The 22,541-nt window shown below is 40.1% G+C and carries 20 protein-coding genes and 2 pseudogenes; 10 read left to right on the top strand and 12 right to left on the bottom strand.

Annotated features, from left to right (window positions below; translation table 11 throughout):
• Positions 1 to 40 precede the first annotated feature (40 nt).
• The 4 genes and pseudogenes from ACQFX9_RS05940 to ACQFX9_RS05925 form a co-directional block, all read right to left on the bottom strand.
• Positions 41 to 436 (bottom strand): hypothetical protein, encoded by a 396-nt coding sequence (locus ACQFX9_RS05940; RefSeq protein ID WP_427161134.1) that lies wholly within the window; start codon positions 434 to 436, stop codon positions 41 to 43.
• A 183-nt stretch (positions 437 to 619) separates the two neighbouring features.
• Positions 620 to 1,897, bottom strand: a complete 1,278-nt coding sequence (locus ACQFX9_RS05935) for a 3-isopropylmalate dehydratase large subunit (protein WP_427162806.1) — start codon at positions 1,895 to 1,897, stop codon at positions 620 to 622.
• Between the two features lie 132 nt (positions 1,898 to 2,029).
• Positions 2,030 to 2,179 (bottom strand): annotated as a pseudogene (locus ACQFX9_RS05930) (3-isopropylmalate dehydratase); the annotation flags it as partial.
• A 133-nt stretch (positions 2,180 to 2,312) separates the two neighbouring features.
• Positions 2,313 to 3,404, bottom strand: a complete 1,092-nt coding sequence (locus ACQFX9_RS05925; RefSeq protein ID WP_427161133.1) for an isocitrate/isopropylmalate dehydrogenase family protein — start codon at positions 3,402 to 3,404, stop codon at positions 2,313 to 2,315.
• Between the two features lie 268 nt (positions 3,405 to 3,672).
• On the opposite strand from ACQFX9_RS05925, the gene ACQFX9_RS05920 reads away from it, so the two are divergent.
• Positions 3,673 to 3,825 carry a hypothetical protein gene (locus tag ACQFX9_RS05920; RefSeq protein WP_427161132.1) on the top strand — a complete coding sequence of 51 codons (153 nt, stop codon included), beginning with the start codon at positions 3,673 to 3,675 and terminating at the stop codon, positions 3,823 to 3,825.
• Here ACQFX9_RS05920 and ACQFX9_RS05915 read toward each other — a convergent pair.
• The 4 genes from ACQFX9_RS05915 to ACQFX9_RS05900 form a co-directional block, all read right to left on the bottom strand.
• Positions 3,815 to 4,816, bottom strand: a complete 1,002-nt coding sequence (locus ACQFX9_RS05915) for a DnaJ C-terminal domain-containing protein (RefSeq protein ID WP_427161131.1) — start codon at positions 4,814 to 4,816, stop codon at positions 3,815 to 3,817. The genes ACQFX9_RS05920 and ACQFX9_RS05915 overlap by 11 nt on opposite strands.
• 594 nt (positions 4,817 to 5,410) lie before the next feature.
• A complete protein-coding gene (locus ACQFX9_RS05910; protein ID WP_427161130.1) occupies positions 5,411 to 6,112 on the bottom strand; it encodes a DevA family ABC transporter ATP-binding protein in 702 nt (233 codons plus the stop codon).
• 125 nt (positions 6,113 to 6,237) lie between these two features.
• Positions 6,238 to 7,404, bottom strand: coding sequence for an ABC transporter permease DevC (gene devC, locus ACQFX9_RS05905; RefSeq protein ID WP_427161129.1), 1,167 nt, complete (start codon positions 7,402 to 7,404; stop codon positions 6,238 to 6,240).
• 130 nt (positions 7,405 to 7,534) lie between these two features.
• A complete protein-coding gene (locus tag ACQFX9_RS05900) occupies positions 7,535 to 8,731 on the bottom strand; it encodes an ABC exporter membrane fusion protein (RefSeq protein ID WP_427161128.1) in 1,197 nt (398 codons plus the stop codon).
• Positions 8,732 to 9,161: 430 nt separating this feature from the next.
• Between ACQFX9_RS05900 and ACQFX9_RS05895 the strand changes: the two genes are divergently transcribed.
• The 3 genes and pseudogenes from ACQFX9_RS05895 to ACQFX9_RS05885 all read left to right on the top strand — a co-directional run bounded on the left by ACQFX9_RS05895 (position 9,162) and on the right by ACQFX9_RS05885 (position 11,859).
• Positions 9,162 to 9,779: a TetR/AcrR family transcriptional regulator gene (locus tag ACQFX9_RS05895; RefSeq protein WP_427161127.1), complete on the top strand. Its 618-nt coding sequence runs from the start codon at positions 9,162 to 9,164 to the stop codon at positions 9,777 to 9,779.
• A 280-nt stretch (positions 9,780 to 10,059) separates the two neighbouring features.
• Positions 10,060 to 10,560 (top strand): annotated as a pseudogene (gene lepB / locus ACQFX9_RS05890) (signal peptidase I); the annotation flags it as partial.
• An 837-nt stretch (positions 10,561 to 11,397) separates the two neighbouring features.
• A complete protein-coding gene (locus tag ACQFX9_RS05885) occupies positions 11,398 to 11,859 on the top strand; it encodes a DUF2996 domain-containing protein (protein WP_427161126.1) in 462 nt (153 codons plus the stop codon).
• Between the two features lie 52 nt (positions 11,860 to 11,911).
• On the opposite strand, the gene ACQFX9_RS05880 is transcribed toward ACQFX9_RS05885, so the two are convergent.
• Positions 11,912 to 12,427 (bottom strand): TM2 domain-containing protein, encoded by a 516-nt coding sequence (locus ACQFX9_RS05880; RefSeq protein ID WP_427162805.1) that lies wholly within the window; start codon positions 12,425 to 12,427, stop codon positions 11,912 to 11,914.
• 844 nt (positions 12,428 to 13,271) lie between these two features.
• Here ACQFX9_RS05880 and acsF point away from each other — a divergent pair.
• The gene (gene acsF, locus ACQFX9_RS05875; RefSeq protein ID WP_427161125.1) at positions 13,272 to 14,348 is read left to right on the top strand and encodes a magnesium-protoporphyrin IX monomethyl ester (oxidative) cyclase; all 1,077 of its coding nucleotides are present in this window, start codon (positions 13,272 to 13,274) and stop codon (positions 14,346 to 14,348) included.
• A gap of 120 nt (positions 14,349 to 14,468) precedes the next feature.
• On the top strand, positions 14,469 to 15,881 hold the full coding sequence (locus ACQFX9_RS05870; RefSeq protein ID WP_427161124.1) for a collagen-like protein: 1,413 nt from the start codon (positions 14,469 to 14,471) through the stop codon (positions 15,879 to 15,881).
• Between the two features lie 163 nt (positions 15,882 to 16,044).
• Here the strand turns inward: ACQFX9_RS05870 and ACQFX9_RS05865 are convergent, their stop codons facing one another.
• Together ACQFX9_RS05865 and ACQFX9_RS05860 are read right to left on the bottom strand one after the other, a co-directional pair.
• Positions 16,045 to 17,442: a hypothetical protein gene (locus ACQFX9_RS05865; RefSeq protein WP_427161123.1), complete on the bottom strand. Its 1,398-nt coding sequence runs from the start codon at positions 17,440 to 17,442 to the stop codon at positions 16,045 to 16,047.
• 114 nt (positions 17,443 to 17,556) lie between these two features.
• Complete coding sequence (locus ACQFX9_RS05860) at positions 17,557 to 17,940, bottom strand: hypothetical protein (RefSeq protein WP_427161122.1); 384 nt, start codon at positions 17,938 to 17,940, stop codon at positions 17,557 to 17,559.
• A 1,129-nt stretch (positions 17,941 to 19,069) separates the two neighbouring features.
• Here ACQFX9_RS05860 and ACQFX9_RS05855 point away from each other — a divergent pair.
• Positions 19,070 to 20,083 (top strand): IS701 family transposase, encoded by a 1,014-nt coding sequence (locus ACQFX9_RS05855; protein WP_427156835.1) that lies wholly within the window; start codon positions 19,070 to 19,072, stop codon positions 20,081 to 20,083.
• A 76-nt stretch (positions 20,084 to 20,159) separates the two neighbouring features.
• Positions 20,160 to 20,375: a hypothetical protein gene (locus ACQFX9_RS05850; protein ID WP_427161121.1), complete on the top strand. Its 216-nt coding sequence runs from the start codon at positions 20,160 to 20,162 to the stop codon at positions 20,373 to 20,375.
• 48 nt (positions 20,376 to 20,423) lie between these two features.
• Here the strand turns inward: ACQFX9_RS05850 and ACQFX9_RS05845 are convergent, their stop codons facing one another.
• Positions 20,424 to 20,939, bottom strand: a complete 516-nt coding sequence (locus ACQFX9_RS05845) for a ferritin-like domain-containing protein (protein ID WP_427161120.1) — start codon at positions 20,937 to 20,939, stop codon at positions 20,424 to 20,426.
• A 285-nt stretch (positions 20,940 to 21,224) separates the two neighbouring features.
• Between ACQFX9_RS05845 and ACQFX9_RS05840 the strand changes: the two genes are divergently transcribed.
• Positions 21,225 to 21,905, top strand: a complete 681-nt coding sequence (locus ACQFX9_RS05840; RefSeq protein ID WP_427161119.1) for a HEAT repeat domain-containing protein — start codon at positions 21,225 to 21,227, stop codon at positions 21,903 to 21,905.
• Positions 21,906 to 21,978: 73 nt separating this feature from the next.
• A complete protein-coding gene (locus tag ACQFX9_RS05835; RefSeq protein ID WP_427161118.1) occupies positions 21,979 to 22,539 on the top strand; it encodes a phycobiliprotein lyase in 561 nt (186 codons plus the stop codon).
• Positions 22,540 to 22,541: the final 2 nt, after the last annotated feature.

Genomic DNA, 22,541 nt, shown 5'->3' with positions numbered 1-22,541 from the left:
TGGCATTTATGCTCAAATGTCACCAAATTTAACAGTGAAATTATTCTTCGACAATTTCCACTGTTCTTGGTTCTTCTACAGATTCACTATTAGTGGTGTCTGCGTTGAGATGATCTTTCAGTTTGATTTTTAGCTCATCGGAAATTGGTAAATCTTGAATTTCTTTCAGTAACAACCTTAATGAATCGGTTTTTTTCCGTTCTGAATAGACACCCTTGAGAATAGCTTCTAGACCAATTCCAGAAAGACTATCTCCTACAAGTCCTGTTAGACCAAGTAGGCCGATACCGCCAATAATCCCAAAAGGCCCCCCTGCTGATGTGAGAGCAGCAACAATCGCTGCATTACTACCTGCTGATGAAATTGCTAAGACTAACAGAATTATGCCGGGAACACCTAATCCTGCAACTTTTTTAATGATGTCGTCTGTGTTCATTAGCTTGACTCCTGATTTTGTTGGTACAAACTTTTTCACTGGTACGAGATTCGAGTCTTTCATATAAATAAAAAAACTAATCTCAGAATCTAGACTAAGCGATATTACAGTCACTTCTACTCAGATAGAGCTAAATTTTTAACATTTTCCTCCTGATTGGTTCGTCATCTTTTAATGTCTTGTTTAATCTAAAAGGGTGCTAATTTTGCCTTTGACAGCTGATATTGCTACCGTTCTTGGGGAAGCTAAATAGTTTTTACCTGTGGGATCACCACTGCGGCCTTTAAAGTTGCGATTGGTGGCATAAATCCCCGTTTCTTCTTTGTCCAATACCCCAATTCCAGAGTTGATACAAGCTCCACAACCTGACTTGAGAATCTGCGCGCCTGCTTGGGCAAAAATATCTAAATAGCCCAAAGCTTTTGCCTGTTCACGAATTTCTATAGAAGCAGGTACTATATACAAGTTCACGCCATCTGCTAGTTGACGACCCTGTAATACTTCTGCCGCTTGAGCTAAATCGTAGAGTTTTCCGCCGGTACAAGACCCGATAAAAGCTTTAGTAATGGGAGTATCTTCTAACTGACTAATAGGTACTACTTGGTCTGGTTTGGGAGGACGCGCCACTTGTGGTTCTAGATGACTGAGGTCAAATTGATAAACTTTTTCGTACTCCGCATCAGCATCGGCGATGATCTCTGTAAATTCCTGCTGAGACCGACTACTCACGTAATTGCGGGTAATTTCATCAGGGACAATCAAACCACAAATTGCCCCACATTCCACGGCCATATTAGCTAGAGTCAGACGCTCATCAAAAGGTAGTTGAGCGAGAATGGAGCCTCTAAACTCCATCACTTTACCCGTCGCCCCTGCACAACTAAGTTGCCCCAGGATAAACAAGATAATATCCTTAGCACTGATATGGGGTGGGAGATTTCCAGATAATTCAAACACTAATGTGGATGGCACACGCATCCACATATCCCCGGTAGCATAGATATTGGCCATATCTGTAGTGCCGACCCCTGTGGCAAAAGCTCCTAATGCTCCGTGGGTGCAAGTATGGGAATCTGTACCGGCGATGATCATTCCTGGGCGGACAAATCCCTTTTCTGGGAGTAAAACGTGACAAATCCCTGCTGCTTCACCAGGGGAAACCATGTCAAATAAATGACACCCTTGGTCTTGGGCAAACTGAATCATCTGCTGATACATCAGATCAGCTCGGCGGTCGTCACGGATGTCATTGACTTGGATGAAGTGGTCAGCAACTAAAACTACCTTTTGGGCATCCCACAATTTTGCGCCTTCTCCATAGTTTTCATAGAATGTCTTGGCGACAGGTGCAGCTACGGCATCATGGGAGAGGGCTAAATCTACTTGGGCAAATACCACTTCTCCTGGGCGGACGTAGGAATTACCGGAGGCCTTAGCTAAGAGTTTCTCAACTAAAGTCATCGGTCTTGTGGGTGTGACGCTCTGAGGAACGGTAATTTTACCCTGACGACGCATCTGATTAAAGGGTATCAGTCCACCGGCTTGAGCGATCGCATCAACTACCGGATTTTCCTGTTTTTCTCCGAGAATCTCTAAAGACAGTCCAATATTAATGCTATTGCGATAAAAAATTTCTGCAAAAGATTGCGCCTGAATCTTTTCAATGCCGGCGGCTTTCAAAGCTATGGGGGCAATTTCTCGACTAGAACCACAGCCGAAATTTTTCCCAGCGACAATCACGTTATATTTTTGTAATTCTCCTATGCCAATCAAATGTTCTAAAGCATAGTTTTTGAGATTTTCAGGATCATATGTAGTAGCTCGATTGGCAGGAATAATATCATCAGTATTGATATCATCTCCTAGATATAAGATTTTATCTGTATGACTCATAAAGCACCCCGAATTCAGAATCTTGTGCGTGAGAAAGTTCTTCTAATAAAAGGTCAATTAGTTCTTCAGTATTAACTAATATTTCTGAGCCTTGAGGAGACAAATCAGCTGTTCGATATCCTTTAGCTAAAACTCTATTTTGGGCTGCGAGGATACGTTGCACAGCACCAGCTTCTCCCCATTGTTGAAGCATTAAAACACAAGCTCCCAATGTTCCCAAGGGATTAGCAATTCCTCTTCCTGCAATGTCTGGAGCTGTACCGTGGATGGCTTCGTATAGTCCAAAGCCATTGGCATTGAGACTCGCTGAACCTAATAAACCCACAGACCCAATTAACGCTCCGCCAATATCACTGAGAATATCCCCAAACAAATTACTAGCTAAAATCACATCAAATCTTTGGGGATTTAAAACCATTTGCATGGCTAAGTTGTCTACCAACATCGGTTCTACAGTCACACCAGGAAAGTTAAGAGCTTCTTCTTGTACTAGACGAGTCCAGGGCAAATGAGGTAAAGCGTTTTCTTTGTGGGCTACAGTTAATAGTCCGCGACGTTTTTGGGCTTTTTGCAGGGCTTGTCGTGCAATCCGGCGAATTTCGTCATCGTAGTAGAGCATGGTGTGATATCCATAGCCTCCCTGCTCATCTACAGACCTCCCCGCAGGGCCAAAATAAATGCCACTGACTAATTCTCGAATCACGAGTATATCTAGATTGCGGACTTTTTCTGGACGGAGGCTAGATTTGTGCAGCAAACTATCAAAAATCCGAATTGGACGCAGATTACAAAATAAGTCGTAATGTTTTCGCAGTTCTAGCAGTCCGCCTTGAGTAACTGCACCAAATACAATCCCGTCAGAGCCATCACATAGGTCAGCTGTAATTTTAGGAAAGTAACTCCCAAATTTGTCTAAGGCTGTTTTACCAAGCCAGCCGTAGTCTACTTGTAAGTTAAATTTTTCCAATTTAGCAACGTATTGCAAAACCTTGAGGGAGGCTTCTACAACCTCTGCTCCAATACCTTCTCCATGAATGGCAACAATACGATAAGACGGGTTATTTAAAGAATTCATTTTCTTGTATTTGTTAACTTGGTGAGATTTAACTCATCCTGAGCCAATCATATTTACTCTGTGTGAGTAAAACATTACTGCTATTTACAAAATTATTTGATTTATTATGTTTTATTTGATGTTGGGAAATAATGGTATTTTTTTACATAAATTTAGAATTTTGCCTTAGCATATTCCCATCTTTACTAGAGAAATGCAATAACATTTAGGACAGTTAAGATTTTACTTAAATAATTGTGTGGACAGTTAAGACATTTAATTAGAATCCATGACTAGTAGGCATTACAAAGAGTTTATTATTTGTAGCACAGAAGTTTATTTAGCAATTATTATCAAAATCACAAGGCGATCGCACCCAGACTTTAATCTCCATCAGATGCGATCGCCTATTCATGATATCCAGCTAAATTTTACAGTTTGACTTGCTGTAAATGACTCCGAGGATTGTAAGTACGGATAGCCCGGATTTTCTCATAATATTCTCGTTCTTGTTGGCTCATATCTTTCGGTGGTGCGATCGCCACTTTCACTAACTGGTCGCCTCTACCACCTTTGGCTACAGGCCAACCTTTACCCCGCAAACGCAAGGATTGACCAGAACGGACACCAGCCGGTAACTTTACATTTACGCTACCGTCGGGAGTAGGAACATCAATTGACGCACCCAAAGCAGCTTCATCGGGTGTAATGGGGACTTCACAAACTAAGTTATCCCCTTCAATTTGGAAAAATGAGTGTGGTTGTAGTTCTACTTTTAAATACAAATCACCCCGTTGTTGAGTCATGGGGTTAAATTGACCTTTACCCTTGACTCTTAAGCGATTACCAGGTTTTGCACCAGGGGGGATACGAACTTCTAAGTTTTCATTACCGATGCTAAAACGCTTTTGAGTACCTGCAAATGCTTCCGCAAAAGTTAAAGTAATCGTCGCTTCTGCATCTTGCGCGCCACCTGTGCCGACATCTTGAAACCCAAAATCCCCAAAACCGCCATAGCCACCCCCAGGTCGGCCACCAGGGGTGCGATAGGAATAATTTTGACTGCCTCCACCACGAGGCGCACCACCGCCAAAACGTCCTAATAATTCGTTGATAAACTCATCAAAAGTGCCGTATTGACTAAAGTCAAAGCCATTCATATCAACACCAGCACCACCAGGGAAACCACTATCCCCTACCTGTCGCCAATATTGACCAAATTGGTCATATTTTTTGCGTTTATCTGGGTCTGATAACACTTCATAAGCTTCATTCACTTCTTTGAAGCTTGCTTCAGCCTGCTTGTTACCAGGATTGACATCAGGGTGATACTTGCGGGCTAGCTTGCGAAACGCCTGTTTAATTTCTTCAGGACTGGCAGTTTTACTAACTCCCAAAATCGCGTAATAGTCCTTGAAGTCGGTTGCAGCCATCTACCAGCCTCCTGTAAAAATTATCTTTAAGTTTTTTTCTAAGATGAGAGATTTTGTCTTTGCTAGGTATAGTCCCAAGCATAAATAATTATGATTTTAAATTAATAAACAATATCTATAGATACAGTAACCCTACCTGTTTTTTGAAAATAACCGTACATCCGTAGCGATTCTGTTCTATCTTGCTTGAAAATTAATCGCCTTGGCAGGGAATAGGGAATGGGGAATAGAGAGATAATTATATGTATTATTTTTCTTGATTGCTCTAGAGTCTTATTGACAGAATCCCCCGAATCAGCTTGTGCTAAATGCGGGGGATTGTGGAGTTCAATAGTCTATATCTCTCGTTTAGAGAATGTCATCTCGGAAATTTGGCAATAAAAAAGGCAGGAAGACCTACCTTGTAACCCAAAAAAAGCATTTTGTAACCAAATACATTATTACTATGTCAGAGAGTTATGGCAGCAATATTACGACCATACGACAAGTATGTGAAGAATGAGGAAGGTTGAAACTCCTCGCACTTAGAGGTCGAGGATTCTTGAGCTAATCACCGCCCTGTAAAAGTGTTGACTGTTGACTGTTGACTGTTGACTAATGACTAATGACTAATGACTTCCGACTAATGACTAATTTGCCATCTTCCATGTGTACAATGCGATCGGCTATGTCGAGGATGCGATTGTCATGAGTCACCATCAAGATAGTACAACCTTGTTCTTGAGCAAGTTTTTGCATCAGGTTGACTACGTCTCGGCCAGACTGGCTATCTAAGGCGGCTGTAGGTTCATCAGCTAAAACAATTTGGGGATGGCTAACTAAAGCGCGAGCGATCGCTACTCTCTGTTTTTGACCTCCAGACAGTTGGCTAGGATAATAATGGAGGTGATTTCCTAACCCCACTTGTTCTAAAATCTGCACCGCACGAGTTTCTATCTCCTCAAGTTCAATATGCTGGTGTAACTCTAAACCCATTTTGACGTTTTGCAGTGCTGTTAAACTACCGTGGAGGTTATGAGATTGAAATATATAGCCGTTATTGCGTCGCGCCTGGACTAATTTTTCTGCATCTGCACTACAGAGTTCTTGTCCTAATACTTGTAAACTTCCACACTGTGCAGAACGCAATCCACCCACTAAGGTTAATAATGTAGTTTTACCAGAACCAGATGGCCCGGTTAAAATCACAATTTCACCTTGATTAATTTCCAAGTTGATATTACATAAAACTTGCTTACGCAGTGAACCATTACCAAAGCAATGGTCGAGATTACGAATAGAAATGGCAGTAAACATGATTAGGGAATTGGGAATTGGGAATGGGGCATGGGGCATTGGGCATTGGAAGGTGGACAAGGTAGATAAGGAAGAAGAAGTGTTAATAACTATTGACTGTTGACTATTGACTATTGACTAATTGTCTAAAACATATCTGCGGGGTCGGCGGCTTGTAGTTTGCGTGTGGCGATCGCACCCGAAATGGCACACATAATAATGGTTAGTATCAATACTTGCAATGCGCGCATGATGGTCATGTAAATGGGTAAATTTGTGGCACTGCGGGTTAATTGATAAAGTCCTAAAGATACTACTAAACCTGGGAAAAATCCTAATAGGGCTAAAATTACAGCTTCTTCAAAAATCACACCTAGCAAATAGTAGTGACGATATCCTATGGCTTTAAAGGTGGCATATTCTTTCAGGTGAGCATTCACATCTGTTGATAAAACCTGATAAACAATAATCACTCCTACTACAAAACCCATTGATACCCCAATGCTAAAAATGAATCCGATGGGGGAATTAGTACGCCAAAAATTATTTTCAAATTCAATAAATTGTTGATGGGTTAATACTTTAACATCTTGTGATAGTCGTGATTTTAATGCAGCTTGCACTTCTTGAATATTTGACCCTGATTGTAATTTAATTAAACCTAAACTGACGCTGGAAACTTGTTGTCGAGGAAAAAACCGCAGAAAATTATCATCACTAGTAATTAACGTGCCATCAGCCCCAAAAGAAGCACCTAATTTAAATAAACCACTAATAGTAACTGTCCGCCGTTCTAATTCTGTCTTAACAGTTTGACCCTGTTCTAATTGGGCGATGGTTGCTTGATAATCTCCCCTGGCTGCACGGTCGAATAAAACTGTATCTGGTAATTTGATTTCTGAACGCTTTTGGTTAACTTCAGGAAAATCAACACCAGGTTTATCTGGATTAATTCCAATCACTAAAATCTCTGTATCACGGCGGGTTTGGGGATTTTTCCACACCATGTTACTCACATACATAGCCTCTGCTGACTTTACCCCTGGAACATCTAGGGCTTGATATAATCGCCGTCGAGAAAAGGTAGAAATGCGTTGCAGGTTGCGAGTTTGTGAACCGATAACAATAATATCTGCTTGTAAGTTGCGATGTAGCTGAGTGTTACTGTCATACAAAGCGGCTTGAAATCCCAGCTGCATAAACATCAGTAAGTCCGCAAAAGCAATGCCAGATAATGCTACTAACAGCCGACTTTTCTCATGACTTAATTGCAGCCAACCTAAAGGTGTCCGCCGTCGTAGTTGTTGAAACATAAATTTTGGGATTGGGTATTGGGGACTGGGGACTGGGGACTGGGGACTGGGTATTGGGGACTGGGTATTGGGAGTGAGTGTAGGGATAGAGGAAAGACATTTCACCTTTTACCTTTTACCTTTTGCCTTCTTACAACTCGATTACTGCTTTAACTTGCATATTGGTTAAATCAGCAGCTTGTTGACTAGAGGTGGTATTGAGGCGGATTTGGACTTCTACAACTCGGTTGTCAATGTTGCTTGTGGGGTCTGTGTTGACGACGTTTTGCCGCTTGATTTGTAAGCCTTTGCGCTCAACAGTACCTTGCATTTCTGTGGGTAGATAATCACCGATGATTCGCACTGACTGACCAACTTTGACTTTGCTGATGTCGCTTTCGTAAACTTCAGCGATGACGTACATTTGACTGGTCTGTCCAATTTCAGCAATCCCACTACTGGAAACTATTTCCCCAGGCTGGGTGTGAATTGCTAAGACTTGTCCATCTTGGGGCGATCGCACGTAAGCTTGGTTAAGATTAACCTGGGCTTGATTCATCGCTGCTAAGGCACTATTAACTTCGGCTACTGCTGCTACTACGTCTACACCCCGAACTTCGGTGATTTGCGCTAAGTTAGCTTGAGCTTCTTGTATTTTTTGCTGGCTACTCATTTGCAGGCGTTGTAGCTGTGCTTGAGCTTCTTGCAGGTTCTTTTGGGCAGTTTCTAGGCGCAAATGTTGGCTATCACTTTGAGAAGCTGAAATTGCTCCTTGTTGATACAGTGTTTGATAACGTTGATTTTCTATTTGAGCGTTATGCACGTCTGCTTGTAATCTTGCTACCGTAGCCGTCTGTGCAGCTATGTCACCTTTAGCTTCTACTTGCAGACGAGCTATGATAGCTTGTTGGGCTGTAACTTCTCCTTTTTTCGCTCCGGCTTTAGTGCGGTCTAGATTAGCTTGTACAACTTTCACCTTTTCTTGTGCTGCTTTTAAGGCAGCTTCTAACTTGTCCCGGCTGTCTAAAATTGCAACTACTTGTCCAGCTTTTATCCTGTCTCCCTCTTTTACCAATAATTGCTCTACCCGACTGCCTTCACTGGATGTAGTCGCCGAAAGTTGAATAACATTCCCCTTGGGTTCAATTCGTCCTAAAGCGGTTATTGTTTTTAGCTCTGTGAATAATGTTGTTGGTGCTTGTACCTTCTGAATAGATGCTTCCCTGATTCTAAATGCTGTAAAAACACTGATTCCTATGGATGTAAAAGATACAAAGATAGCTAAAAAAATGGCTCGACGTAAAATTGGTTGAGGAGAAAATGAACGGTCTAGCTTTGAATTATGCACAATCGCATACCTTTGTAGCAATTTGAGTGCTGAATTGAAAGTGCTGAGTGGTGAGTGGTGAGTGCTGAGTGCTGAGTAATGAGTAATCAGTAATGAGTAATGAGTAATGAGTAATGAGTAATGAGTGGTGTTAGCGGTAGCGCAATGTTTAACTGGTGCTAAGTGAGGAAATCAATTCTACCTTGTCTACCTTGTCCACCCAGTCCCCATCCCCAATCCCCAGTCCCCAGTCCCCAATCCCCAACCCCTCACCCGTCCTGATAACTAATACAGATACTCTTATATGCTTAATGCTGGTTTAATATCTGAACTGAGATATACAAAACTAAACGGTTTAGTCTTATAATATGATTATACTAAACTGACTAGTTTAGTCAAGCGATGCCTTTTTTATAAAGTCGCTACGCCACTCCAAAGGATTGAATCAGATATGGCACGCCCAAAAACTGGGGATACAGAACGCTCAAATTCTACCGAAAAGATTGAAAAAATTCTGCAAGGAGCGATGCAGGAATTTTTAGCGCATGGCTATGCGGCTACGAGTATGGATAAAGTTGCAGAGGCGGCGGGAGTTTCTAAAGCCACGGTTTACAGTCACTTTCAGGATAAAGAGGGACTGTTTAGAGCCTTAATTGAGAAATTGGCTATCAAACGGTTTCATTCTATTTTGGGTACACAGCCTTTACAGGGAGAACCTTATATAGTGCTGCGACGACTCGCTAAAACTGCTTTAAATCAAATGGTCAATGACCTTGAGTACCAATCATTTGAGCGTTTGTTGATGGGAGAGTCGGCGCGGTTTCCAGAGTTAGCACAGGTGTTTATTGGTAGTATTGCCAAACCAGCTATAGACGCTATTAGTAAATATCTTGCTTCCCGTTCTGAACTCAATATTCCAGACCCAGAAGCCACCGCCAGAATTTTGATTGGCTCATTGGTGCATTTTGTGATGACGCAAGAGATTATGCACGGTAAAGATATTATGCCAATGGAGAGCGATCGCTTGATTGATGCCTTGACCCATTTAATTATCAACTGTGCTGAATAAGGAAATAATTAACATAATTATATTAAGAAATGTAATGACACTGAAAGTCACACTATAAAACAGCCGATAATCCATAAAATTTATCTAAACATAACCTATGCGGATTAATAAGACGCTGCTGATTTGTCTGAGCATTCTTACCGCCATTTCTCTGACTAAAGCTGAAATCTTGTCAGTTCAATCAAAAAAATTATTGCAGCAAATTCATCCAGAAGCTCTAGCGACAGAGAATATTGCATCTGTTGATGGCAGTAACATTAAAAAATTAAGAGAAATGTTTGAAATCAGATGGATTCCAGCAGCTTCAATGGCAAACACTTTGCAAGGTAGTCCACAGCAATGGCAAGCAGATTTTATCTTAATTGATAAGACCGTCTATAATCATAAATTGCCCAAACGAGGCGATATTATTATCTTTAAACCTACTGATAACTTAACAAAAGAAGCTTATACAGAACCATTTATCAAGCGTGTTATTGCTATACCTGGAGAAAAAGTAGAACTGAGAAAAGGTAAAGTATATATTAACAATAAGTTGCTTCCAGAAAGTTATATTGATTCTAAACAAGTAACGAATATTGATGTTTGTGCATCAGGTGAACAACCACCTTTTTTGTCTAAACCTCAAACTCTACCACCTAACTCATATTTAGTATTAGGTGATAATCGTCAAAATAGTTACGATAGTCGCTGTTGGGGTTTGGTTCCCAGAAAAAATATTATTGGTCAAGCAGTGAGAAGAGTTTGGCCGCTAGCAACCCAGATTAATTTAGACAAAAATCGCCATCAACAGCAGCATCATCTAGAAGAATTATTCCTGAAGAATGTAGGGTTTATTATACTTCCTAATAACTTAAATGATGGAATTGCCTTTTTTCAAAATCAGTTAGCTAATGCGCGTAAAAATCAAGATGTGACTGGCGAAATTACAGCCTTAAGGCATCTTTCTATGTATAATATTATGCTGGGTATTAAGAATGAACAAGCGATGAATTATGCTCAACAACTTTTAAAAGTCGCTCGTCAGCATAAAATATCAGGTGCAGAAACCCAAGCCTTAGCTTATATGTCGTTTGCCGCTTTTACCAAATTAGAGCCTAATTTAGCTATCGAGTACGGGCAGCAGGCATTACCATTAGCACAAAAAAACCAAGACCAGATGAGTGAATACATGGCTTTATTAAGCCTAGCGATCGCTAATGTATATTCTAAAGATTGTGATCAGGCTAAGATTTTTTATGACCGGAGTTTATCCATTTTAAATAGTATTTCTGTCTCAGATAATAAAAGCATGATACAAGAACAAGTATCAGTGATTTTTAAGCAATTAAATCTCCAGCAATGTTTAGGAATATCAAAGATATAAAAATACTTTAATAGATTAATTTAATGTTTTTATAATAGATAAATGTTAAAAATATAGTAGGAGGATATAGACACAACATCAGACTTTTGATGCTTAAGGATTGATAATTATCTATAAATTCAGCAGTTGCTTTTACCTCTCACTTTTTAGATTTTTCCTTCTTACCTGATCTCTCCTATGTCAAAATGAGAATAACTTACTAAACAAAGGTGAGCGACGCTCGAAAAGCTAGATAAAGGATTGATCTAAGCAATGGCAGACGAAACCAATCAAAATCAGGCGGGAGAAGCAACGGAAAAACCCGCCGCTAAACCCGCCGCAGCCAAGAAAGAAAAAGCTCCAGCAGTAGAAGACAAACCCTTTGTCGAGTTCATGGAGCAAGAATACTTACCAGCATTGCAAAAAGCGATCGCATCTGAAGGGGTAAAAGACTTACAATTAGCTTTTAAAAAGCAAAAGCTCCCCGTTGCTGGTATGCAATCAGCTGAAGAATGCTGGCAAATAGTTGGTAGTTGGCAAAACGGCCAGCGTCAGTTTAATGTATATTTCCCTGACGAAGATATCCAAGGGAAAAAAGGCTTTTCCTGCAACGAAGGTAAAAAGCCCAGCACCCTAGAGTCATTTTTAATCGATGAGCGCAAAGTCACACTAGATATGCTAGTGTCTCGGTTAGTTTATCGCTTAAACGGTCAAAAGTGGCTAGGTAGAAATTAAATTCGGCTATTAGTGCTGACTTTTTCTCTGGTCTAAAATAGACCACCGTTGACTATTGATCAAGTTCGTGGAAATAGTAGGTAACGGCTCCAGAAACTGGGTCGTTATCTATCTTCACGTAACCAGATTTAAACATTTCTTTCAAAGCGGTTTCCACTTCCGCAAAGCTAGCACCCGTAGCTTTGACACCTTGCGTTACAGTTAAGCTACCACCCCTACTTTCTGCCACCTCAATTAGTCTAATCATCAAATCGTTACCCTTTGGAACATGAACTTGGGTTGCAACTACTGGTGGGTTCAGTGGTACACCAAAGGCAGAAACACCAGACTGACTACGCAGGTTACGTTTGTATTCCTCTACCATTCCAGGTATGAGGAGCAAATCTACAAATTGTCCGACGTAAAATAATCCAAACGTACACAACCACAGCAAGCCAGTACCAAACTTACCGTTATAGATACGGTGTAAACCTCCTACGGGGAAGATAAACCCCAAACCACACAAGATATAAGAAATCGGCAACCGATTATTACCGGTAGGGTTAATCTGACGATCTATATTATTAATCTCAGTGGTTAATGTATTAATTACTTTCGATATTTCCGAATCCCCCTGACGTGTATTTGATGGTGCGTAACCATGAGATACAGGAGGTGTTGCAACACCTGGGCGATTAAGCATTTGTTGTACAAATTGTCCGTAGCCTTCTACATCAGCGCGCGAACCTTGAAAACGACTACCGTGCGCCACATCTTGACGTAGTTTGTTAGCTTGGAGAATGCGGTGAGAATCATCTGCACTCAAGCCACCGTACTGTTGCATTAAGTCAATCAACTCTTTCCATTGCACTTGTTGGGGGTTCTTTACCCTGTCCCGTTGTGCCAAATCAAGAGAATTGTTATTTGCCAACCAGTCACGAAAATAATCTTCTAGCGCGCCATGAAAACTAACTAGGGCGTAACCCAATAATTCTGAATCACTATCAGCTTTTTGTAATCGCTCCCAGCCCAATTGCAGCTTGTTAAAATGATCACTCATTAGCTTGCCATATCGCTTTTATAGCTTTATCTCAAAATTTTAACCAATAGTCGTTAGTCAGTACGGGCGGGTTTTGAAGGATGTTTACGTTTGAAAACAGATATTTTGCCTAAACCCGTCCGTACATTAGCCATGAGTCAACAGTTGTTCTCTCATCTCCAATATCCCAATGCCCCATATTGGTTACTAAATTCGGTAAATCTTGAACTATTGTTGCAACTCTTAATGTTTTGCCTACCAGTTTACCTCTACATCTTGGTAGACTGAGATTTATACAAATTCATTATTGTCGGCTGTTGTGCCTTGTGAGAGCATCAGCTTTAGCTCTCCAGGTTGTAGTCAAGATAATAAAAACACTCATTGCAATTAGGACATGGTAGATTCCCTAAAGAAGCCAGGCTTTGAAGAAATGCGGCCAGGGATTAAAGTCCCGGCAAAGGAAACTCTGTTAACACCTCGGTTTTACACCACCGATTTTGATGAGATGGCGCGGATGGACATCTCTGTCAACGAAGACGAGTTGAGAGCTATTCTCGAAGAATTCCGTGCTGACTATAACCGTCATCACTTTGTACGGGATGCCGAGTTTGAACAATCCTGGGATCACATTGACGGGGACACTCGCCGCTTGTTCGTAGAATTTCTAGAACGGTCTTGTACAGCAGAATTCTCCGGCTTTTTGCTCTACAAAGAACTCGGTCGCCGTCTCAAAGATAAAAGCCCAGTTTTAGCAGAATGCTTTAACCTCATGTCACGGGATGAAGCTCGTCATGCTGGCTTTTTGAACAAGGCAATGTCGGACTTTAACCTGTCTTTGGACTTAGGGTTTTTAACTAAGAGTCGCAATTACACCTTCTTTAAACCAAAATTTATTTTCTACGCCACCTATCTGTCTGAGAAGATTGGTTACTGGCGTTACATCACGATTTATCGCCATTTAGAAGCACATCCAGAAGACAGGATTTATCCTATTTTCCGGTTTTTTGAAAACTGGTGTCAGGATGAAAACCGTCACGGTGATTTCTTTGATGCCATCATGAAATCTCAGCCACAAATGCTCAACGACTGGAAAGCTAAACTGTGGAGTCGCTTCTTCCTGTTGTCAGTATTTGTCACCATGTATCTCAATGACATTCAGCGTCAAGATTTCTACGCTTCTATTGGTTTAGATGCGCGGGAATATGACATCTATGTCATTAAGCAAACCAACGAAACAGCAGGTAGAGTTTTCCCTGTAATTCTCGATGTAGATAGTCCAGAGTTTTACGAGCGTTTGGACATCTGTGTCAAGAATAACGAAAAACTGAGTGCGATCGCTAACTCTAAAACTCCTAAATTCCTGCAATTCTTCCAAAAACTACCAATCCTCATCTCCAGTGGTTGGCAGTTACTCAAGCTGTACTTGATGAAGCCTATTGACGCTGCTTCTGCTCAAGGTGCAGCACGTTAATTAATCTAAATCTTAACTCCACAACAATAACCCTGGTTTTTTCCGAAAAACTGGGGTTATTTTGTGTTTTTAGAAGAGGTAAAAAGTGTCTTTTCAGTTAAAACCTTGAGATTTTCGGTAATGAACAAGTTATTGAGGAGTAAGCTACCGCTAATTTTAATCTTCTTTTTATTTGGCGGTTTGTTACCTGCTTCTAGCTCAGTTTTCTGTACAGCCACAGCTAATGAGCGATACGATGATGATCTCTACACTAACCAAGGTAGTTATAACGGTGCTAGTGGGCGACATGGTAGAAATGGCCGTGACGGTGAAAATAAAACTTTTATAGCTGATGGTTCATCTATCAGTTTTGACCTATCAGGTCAAGATGGGGAAGACGGGGAAGATGGGGGAAGTGGTTCTCGGCCTAAATGTCGCCACTCTGAACGCAACCCCAACAATGATATTAAAGCACCAGATGGTGCGAATGGTGGAAATGGTGGGAAGGGAGGCGACGGAGGAAATGGCGGAAATATCACCGTTTACTACACAAATTTAGCAGATTTACAAAAAATTCTCGTGCGTGCTAACCCTGGAGACCCTGGACGTGGGGGTCGGGGTGGTCGTGGTGTAGCTGGTTGTCGATGTCATAAGAGTAGTTGGGAGAGAGAAACCTGCACAGGAAAACCTGGAACTCCTGATTATAAATGTACAAAGAAAACCTACAGATGTCAGAGTGGTAGAGATGGTTACAGTGGTAGTGATGGTATTGATGGGAAAAAAGGCAAGTTAGGCGTTTTGAGTATCGTTAAGAGTCAACAAACCTTACCTGAAGAAACCCCCAGCGTTACCTTACCAATATCTGAACTTGGTAGTAAACAAATTAACCTCTCCAAACACAAGTGGAAACTCCATCAAGGTGCAGCATCTCTTTTAGCACCTGGTTCGATAATTGCTGATGAATATCGAGAATTTGAGGAACGCTTAGAAACTGTTTTTCAATTAGTTTGGCAAGAAAGACAACCCATCAGCAACTTTGGCAATGAAAAAGTTAAAGTTAGTCTCAACGATAACAAACAAGTAGAAGTTGATTTTCCTGATGATTTGTGGGTTGCTGGTAGTAGCAGTAATGAGGCTAACTCTACTAAATTTACCGTTAACCACCTCATCCCCAGAAAAGATGTCACCAGATTATCCGTAGCAGAATTTGCTGATGCTGGGGAAAACTTGAATTTAAAAATAGTAGATTTGGCTGCTAAGTCTGATGTCATTAACACTCAATTTCGGGTGAAATTTCGGATTAAAGACAATAATGCTGGATTTGGCGACTATCAAACCCAGTATGACGGTGAAATTCCTGCTAACCTCGTCACCCGTGATTACAACCGCTTTACTCTAGCTTTGGGTAAATTGAACATCAAACGGGAAAATTTACGCCCTGGTGTCAACGTAGATATTGAAGTTGTCGCAACTCGTTCCCTGGGAGAACGTTCAGCCAAGCAAACAATTACTTGGCAAAGTGCTATCCGTAAACCGCTTAAAAATCAGAGGTGAATATATTAGGGATTGGGGATTGGGGATTGGGGAAATTATCGTAAATTCAAGGGTTTAAGACCCCTACGTCTACACGTGGCATATTTTCAGTGGGGGTTGAAATCCCCGGCTGAAAATGTCTTTCATTTTGAATTTTGAATTTTGAATTTTGAATTTTGAATTGTTAATGATCACTGGGCTGCAATTTATACCAACCGTACCAATGGCGGACTGCTAACCAAATTACGGATAATAAACCTGCGATACTTAAAGTTAGTCCACTAAAGGGAACTAATAAAGCCAATACAGGTAATATTGCACCTGTGATAGTACAGATAATGGCAGCGAGGGAAGCACTGCGACTGTAACCTAAGCCCCAGGACAACATCAGTAATATTGCGGAAAGCATAGTCCAAGCAAATACAGGATTCATGAAGCGGCTGAGATAGGTTAAAGTCAACAGACAAGCAAAGAAAATACTAGCAGCGATCGCCACATTTCTCAAACTCATGGGGATAGACAAATACAGCAGCAATATCCACCATAAAAATAAAGCTGGTGCTAGTAACAATAGCCTGGGAAGAATTCCGGTTTGACGAATGGGATCAGTGTTGGTGAACACACCAAAGGGATTTTTTACAGACACATTATCGTCAAAGATCCAAGTAAACTGAGTGCTACGACCATCAGCTTTAGTTTCACTGGGGATAATCCCACTAGCAAAATCAGCACCAGCAAAGTTAGCTGTTGCTGTCAAACGGAAGTTAGAAAGTAACTGTCCGGTGGCGTTATAAACCCAACGTGGCCCCCCTTGTGCTTGATAAGTAATACGAAAGCTGGTTTCTTCCCCTGGTGGTAACTGGAAAGCAAAACTATAGTTTCCAGGTTCAACAGATTCTAGTCGGTTGCGATCGCGCTCTACTTTATAGTTAGAAAGCAGGGAATAGCCAATAGGCGGCTGTGCTTCAAAAAAGAACTTCTCAATATTATTGAGGCGGTTAACTACCTTATATTCCGCACTATAATCTACGCGGTAAACTGCACTGCGATTTTGAACATCGGTGCTTTGATCTAACTTCACTTGAACTTGTGAACCAGCAAGGGAGAGTAAACGGTTCACTTCTCTTTTGTCGTTGACTTTAACTATTTTGCCATCTACCTGAGTTGTATAGGTAAATGGCTCTTGTATCACATAGCGCACTTGGGGGACTATTTGCTCTAGTTTATCTCCAGCTACACTTTGAGCAACTTGAGCAACCTTAGCCTGTTCCCAATGGTGATAACGATTGCTCAAAGTGGAACACAGAAAAAACCCTGCAACTAACAATATTAGAACTAGAGTTAAATGTTGCAGACCCCATAACAGCTTTGAGTAATGAATAGTCCATTCTCCAACGACCATTTTTTGGTCTAAAGGATGGGCGCGTAACGCAAAACTGATGAGGGCGATCGCTACTCCCAAGGCTATGATTAAAAATACTAAAAATAAAAAAGCTGGCAGTAATTGAGAACCAATTTGAATTAGTTCTGTGGGATGTGTTAAATCAGGTAGTCCGGGAATTCCCTGGTTAGCAGAATACATTGCAGAATTTTTGCAGAATTTGCAATTTCCAGACTGTTAAAACGTTGCAAATGTTTCTGAAAACGTCATCATCTATTTCTTTTGTAAATAAAAAATCAGATGCCTCAAGAGTAACTATTTTGTCCTATTTGTTGCTACTCGACAAACAATTTCCATAGAGTTAGCATCAGCACTCCTGGGTTTGGGAAAGATTTCTTGTTCTGTTCTATCAACTCTAGTCAAATTACCATTAGAAGCGTAGATAGCCAATTTTTTAGAAAATAACTTACCTTGACCACAAGCTGCTCTTAATGTTCTTCTGACTATACTATTACCTTGTTGTTCTAACAGAGTATATTCAGTTCCTTGCACAGATGATAAATCCAAAACAATAGGATCACCATTCCTATTAGATCCTACTTGAAGATAAAAACTATTTTTGGTAGTTTCAGCTAATGCCACACTACTAAATGTTAGTGAAATAAGAGCAACAAGACCACCGAGTTTTGTTAATCTCATAATTAATATTTTGTAAACTCATACTTTATTTTTATTCATAAAGTGTTGTTTTAGCTGTGGTAAAACCACTGGAAAATCTTTACATAAAGATACAATCTTCAACATAAATAATTAGTATTTTTATCAAGTAAAAAAACAGGCTTTAACTGAGAATTATGAAATTTACTTAATTACTCACGTAAGATGCTTACATAATTAATGTGGAAATCTCATAGAAGCAATGATATTTACTCAAAAAACTCTCAAAAATCGATGATAAAATTTTCAAATTGAAGAGAATAAGTAAATCTGCTTTCCGAAAGTTTACTGATATTCATCGATGACAGCAAGATTCCTTAAATTGAAAACTTATCAACCTCAGTAAGTAAGAAGATGAAATTGATCAGGTTGAAATTTAATTGTGTCAAACTTTCTATTTGCTGTTTTACCCTAGATAAATTGACAATAAAAAACCGTAGGGGAACTCTACGGTTAGTTTAAGTGGAATACTGAACTCTAAACCTATTTAAAAATTTGGTGTCTTACAACTTCAGCTCTTTACCTTTCGGTAATCTCTTTATGAAGTAAAGTTTAACTACTTAAAAGAGATTTGTCATTACTGAATTCAGAAAAAGAAGATAGTGAAATATTCATCTAAATTCACTATCTTTACTGCAATTGATGAAGTTATTAAGAAGAGTTTGTATGTAAAAACACTGAAAAAGTCACCTTGTATTGATACTGTGACTATCATAAATTTAAAGTTTTGGTTAAAAATATTACATTTATGTAAATGGAATAATTCGGTAATCAAGCAAAAATAAAATTTACTATATACATCGGGTTTCCGTTTGAATTGCCGATGATAGTAGGCTAACACCAAGAAAATAGGTAATCAATCCATATACTCACTTAACTGGGATTGGTAATTTTCTAGGGATCTGAGAGAATTGACGACTAGTGTAGTAAGTTTCTCAGGACTTACGCAACTGGCACAGTGCGATCGCTAGCCAGTAGTACATAGGTATTGATTTAGCGAGAATGTGTTTGATTGGTTTGACTCGAATTAGTAACAATAAATAGTGATGTATCTTGTTGTTAAAAATTTTATGAGAAAATTGATAGAAGTACATCAAAAAGTTGGTTAGTGATGAAATTTACTAAACTTAATTATTGTCAATATTTACTTAGCAGTCAAATTAACTATACAATCACTAATCTAGCAGAACATTTGTCAAATATTAGTCATGACAAAATTAATTATTATTTAAGAAATGAAAAATTAACTCCTCGTTTACTTTGGGATAATGTCAAAGATTTAATTGTCACTGACGAGGATGCTTATATTATATTTGATGATACAGTTTTAGATAAAAGATTTTCTGAAGAAATAGAAATAGTACGAAGGCAGTATAGTGGTAATGAACATGGTGTTGTTAGAGGGATAGGAATAGTAAGTTGCATATATGTTAATCCTAAAACTCTCAATTTCTGGGTAATAGATTATCGAATTTTCAATCCAGAAAATGATGGTTTCAGCAAGATTGACCATGTGAAAAATATGCTCCAAGGGCTTGTATATCAAAAGATTCTACCTTTCAATACAGTTTTAATGGATACTTGGTATGCGGTCAATAATTTAATGCTTTATATCGATAGTCTAGATAAAGTTTATTATTGTCCTTTAAAGACTAATCGTTTAGTAGATGATAGTTTTGGTAGAGAAAAATATAAGAATATTGAATCTCTAGAATGGAGTCAGGAAGATTTAAAATGTGGTAAAATCATAAAAATTAAAGGATTCCCTGCTGAGAAAAAAGTGAAACTTTTCCGGGTTACTATCTCTACCGATAGGACGGATTATGTCGCAACAAACGATTTATCTCAAAGTTCTACGGATGTTACACAACAGGTGTGTAAAATTCGTTGGAAAATAGAGGAGTTTCATCGAGAAATAAAGCAACTAACTGGTATTGAATCATGTCAATGCCGTAAAGCCCGTCTTCAAAGAAATCATATTGCTTGCGCTATGTTAGTTTGGCTAAGACTGAAAAGTTTAGCTTATCAAACAGGTCAAACTATTTACAAGCTCAAGCACAATTTGCTTTCTAATTATTTAATTGAGCAACTAAAACGTCCAGATATTGCTATGTCTTCTCTGTAGTTTTTGGGCGCTCGGTGCGCGAAGCTCACCATTGCTTGTGCCAGTTGCGTAAGTCCTGTTTCTGATAGAGGAAGCAATGACTGATTACTTCCCATGCCCTCGTTACTGTCCCACACAGAGAAATGGCGGCGATTCCTTCTCTGGTGAGAGATTATGTGATTTTTGCTGGAATGAATATTGCTTTTGTTGGGCGGAGTATTGTCTAGATGGATGGCTAGAAGCTCAAGCAAATCGCACTCATTCCTCATCTAACAGCAAGACTAACAATAAAACGCAAGCGAGGTTGTCTTAACCTCGCTTTCTTTTAGCTATGGGTTCTCAAAATTTACACTGAGACTATCTACTTACACTCCTTAAGTAACTCTGGCATATGCTGTTCTAGTTTTTTCGCGGTTTGTTCTTCCTGCTGCAAGTTTTGCTGTAGTAATTTCACAGCGTCTTGTTTTCCTATCTTTTCAGCTACTTGAATCAAACCACGGTAGCAAGCAATTTCTAGTTGTTCTACCTTGGCTTGAGCTGCGGCTAGTCCCAAAGTGAGGATTTTCTGACTTTCCGCAGCTAGCAGCATGAATTTTTGACCATCACTGACTAAACCCGCAGCCGCATCACAGGTGATCCGCTTAGGTTGTTGTCCCAAAGTGTTGAACACCTGTTCTAGATTTTGAATTTGTTGTTCTGTTTCCCGAATGTGAGTCTCAATCAGAGACTTTAACTGGCTATTTTGACAACACTGCAACATCATCTGTTGTGCTTCCCAAAAGCGTTGTTCAGCGTCGTACATAGCACAAATTTCGTAAACGAATTTTTCTTGTAAGTTGGTGATTCTGGAGACAGGACGTTCTGTTAGTTGAACCATAGGTTTTCTCCTGGGATGTAAACACCAAGGTATTCGGTGTGTGTATCTTCCACCTACATTCGCCAATCAACTCCTTGTTCTCGTCATCCTAGAGGAACAACCGACTGTTAATTCTCTTTGCTAAGTCAGATACAGGATTAGTCCATAGTCATTAGTCATTGGTTTTTTCTCTCCGGCTACCTTGTCTACCTTGTCTCCGATTCCCAATGCCCAATCCCCAATTCCCCACATGAGAGCTTGAGTAAAGTAAAGTAAAGATAGATTAAGAATTCGCTGATAACTACAATGACTGTTCCACACTTGCAGGAAATTTCTTCTCAGCTAGAAAGTCCGAATTTGCGCGATCGCATGGTAGCCTTAGCTAATTTGCGGGATGTCCCTGCTGAAGATGCTGTGCCTCTGATTAAAAAAGTGTTGGATGATGAATCTTTACAGCTGCGATCGATGGCAATTTTTGCTCTGGGTATCAAGCAAACAACTGAATGCTATGAAATCTTAATTGATATTCTGCAAAATGACCCAGATTATGGGATGCGTGCGGATGCGGCTGGGGCTTTGGGCTATTTGGGTGATATCAGAGCTTTTGAGACGCTAGCTAGAGCGTTTTATGAAGATACTGATTGGCTAGTGCGCTTTAGTGCGGCTGTCTCCCTTGGTAATCTCAAAGATCCACGGGCGCGCGACATCTTAATTCAAGCTTTAGATAGTTCGGAAATGGTTTTACAAGAAGCAGCAATCTCAGCCTTGGGAGAAATCCAAGATGTTGATTCAGTAGATTATCTGCTGCGCTTTGCTCAATCTGATGATTGGTTAATCAGACAAAGGTTAGCGGAATCTTTAGGCAATCTGCCCACTGCTAAAAGTATCTCAGCTTTGAAATATTTAACCAAAGATAGTCATCCCAACGTGGCGGAAGCGGCGAGAATCGGTCTTAACAGACTTGAGCAAAGTGGTAATCAAGTTTAATATTAAAACCCCCAGCTGCTTTTTAATAATAAGAAGTGGGATTTTCGTATTTTGATGCAGGGTAATTTTAATTATGAATATTGAAGAATTTTTTGAGTTGAGTGCTGGAAAATGGTTTTCCCATCGCAGCAGTCACAGTTTAGACGTTAAGCCATCGGAAGACGGTAAATCCAACCTGATTATTGAGACAATAGCAGCCGATCACCCAGAAGTGATCAAACTTTGTCAACAATATGAAATTTCCCCTAGTGCAGCTGTCTGTGCAGCAACTATTACCTGGAAAGACCCGATAAAATCGGAGAGAGAAAAACCAGCTTCTACTTTATTAGTTTCTGTGCCAGATGAAGATAATCCCCATGAAGGCAGACTACTGCAAGCAAAGGGGAACGCTCAACAAGAACTCACTATTGGTAGGTATAAAATTGGCACTGATGAGGCGTTGACTATAACCACAGAATCCGCAAAAATCCAGTCAGAAGAACGTCTGTGGTTTGCTAGTCCCAATTTACGGATGCGAGTTAGTGTCTTTAAGGATGCTAGTGGCTTTAGTAGGGCTGCCTTTACTTCTGAGATTCGCATGGGTGGTGGTGCGCCTGCGAAGACAACTTCGGAAGTGGCTAAGTCAGCAAGTTAAGA

It is taken from the genome of Aliinostoc sp. HNIBRCY26 (assembly GCF_050235535.1).
Classification (GTDB): Bacteria; Cyanobacteriota; Cyanobacteriia; order Cyanobacteriales; family Nostocaceae; genus Trichormus.
The sequence above is the reverse complement of the archived record's forward strand: the minus strand, read 5'-3'. Positions and strand labels throughout refer to the sequence as shown.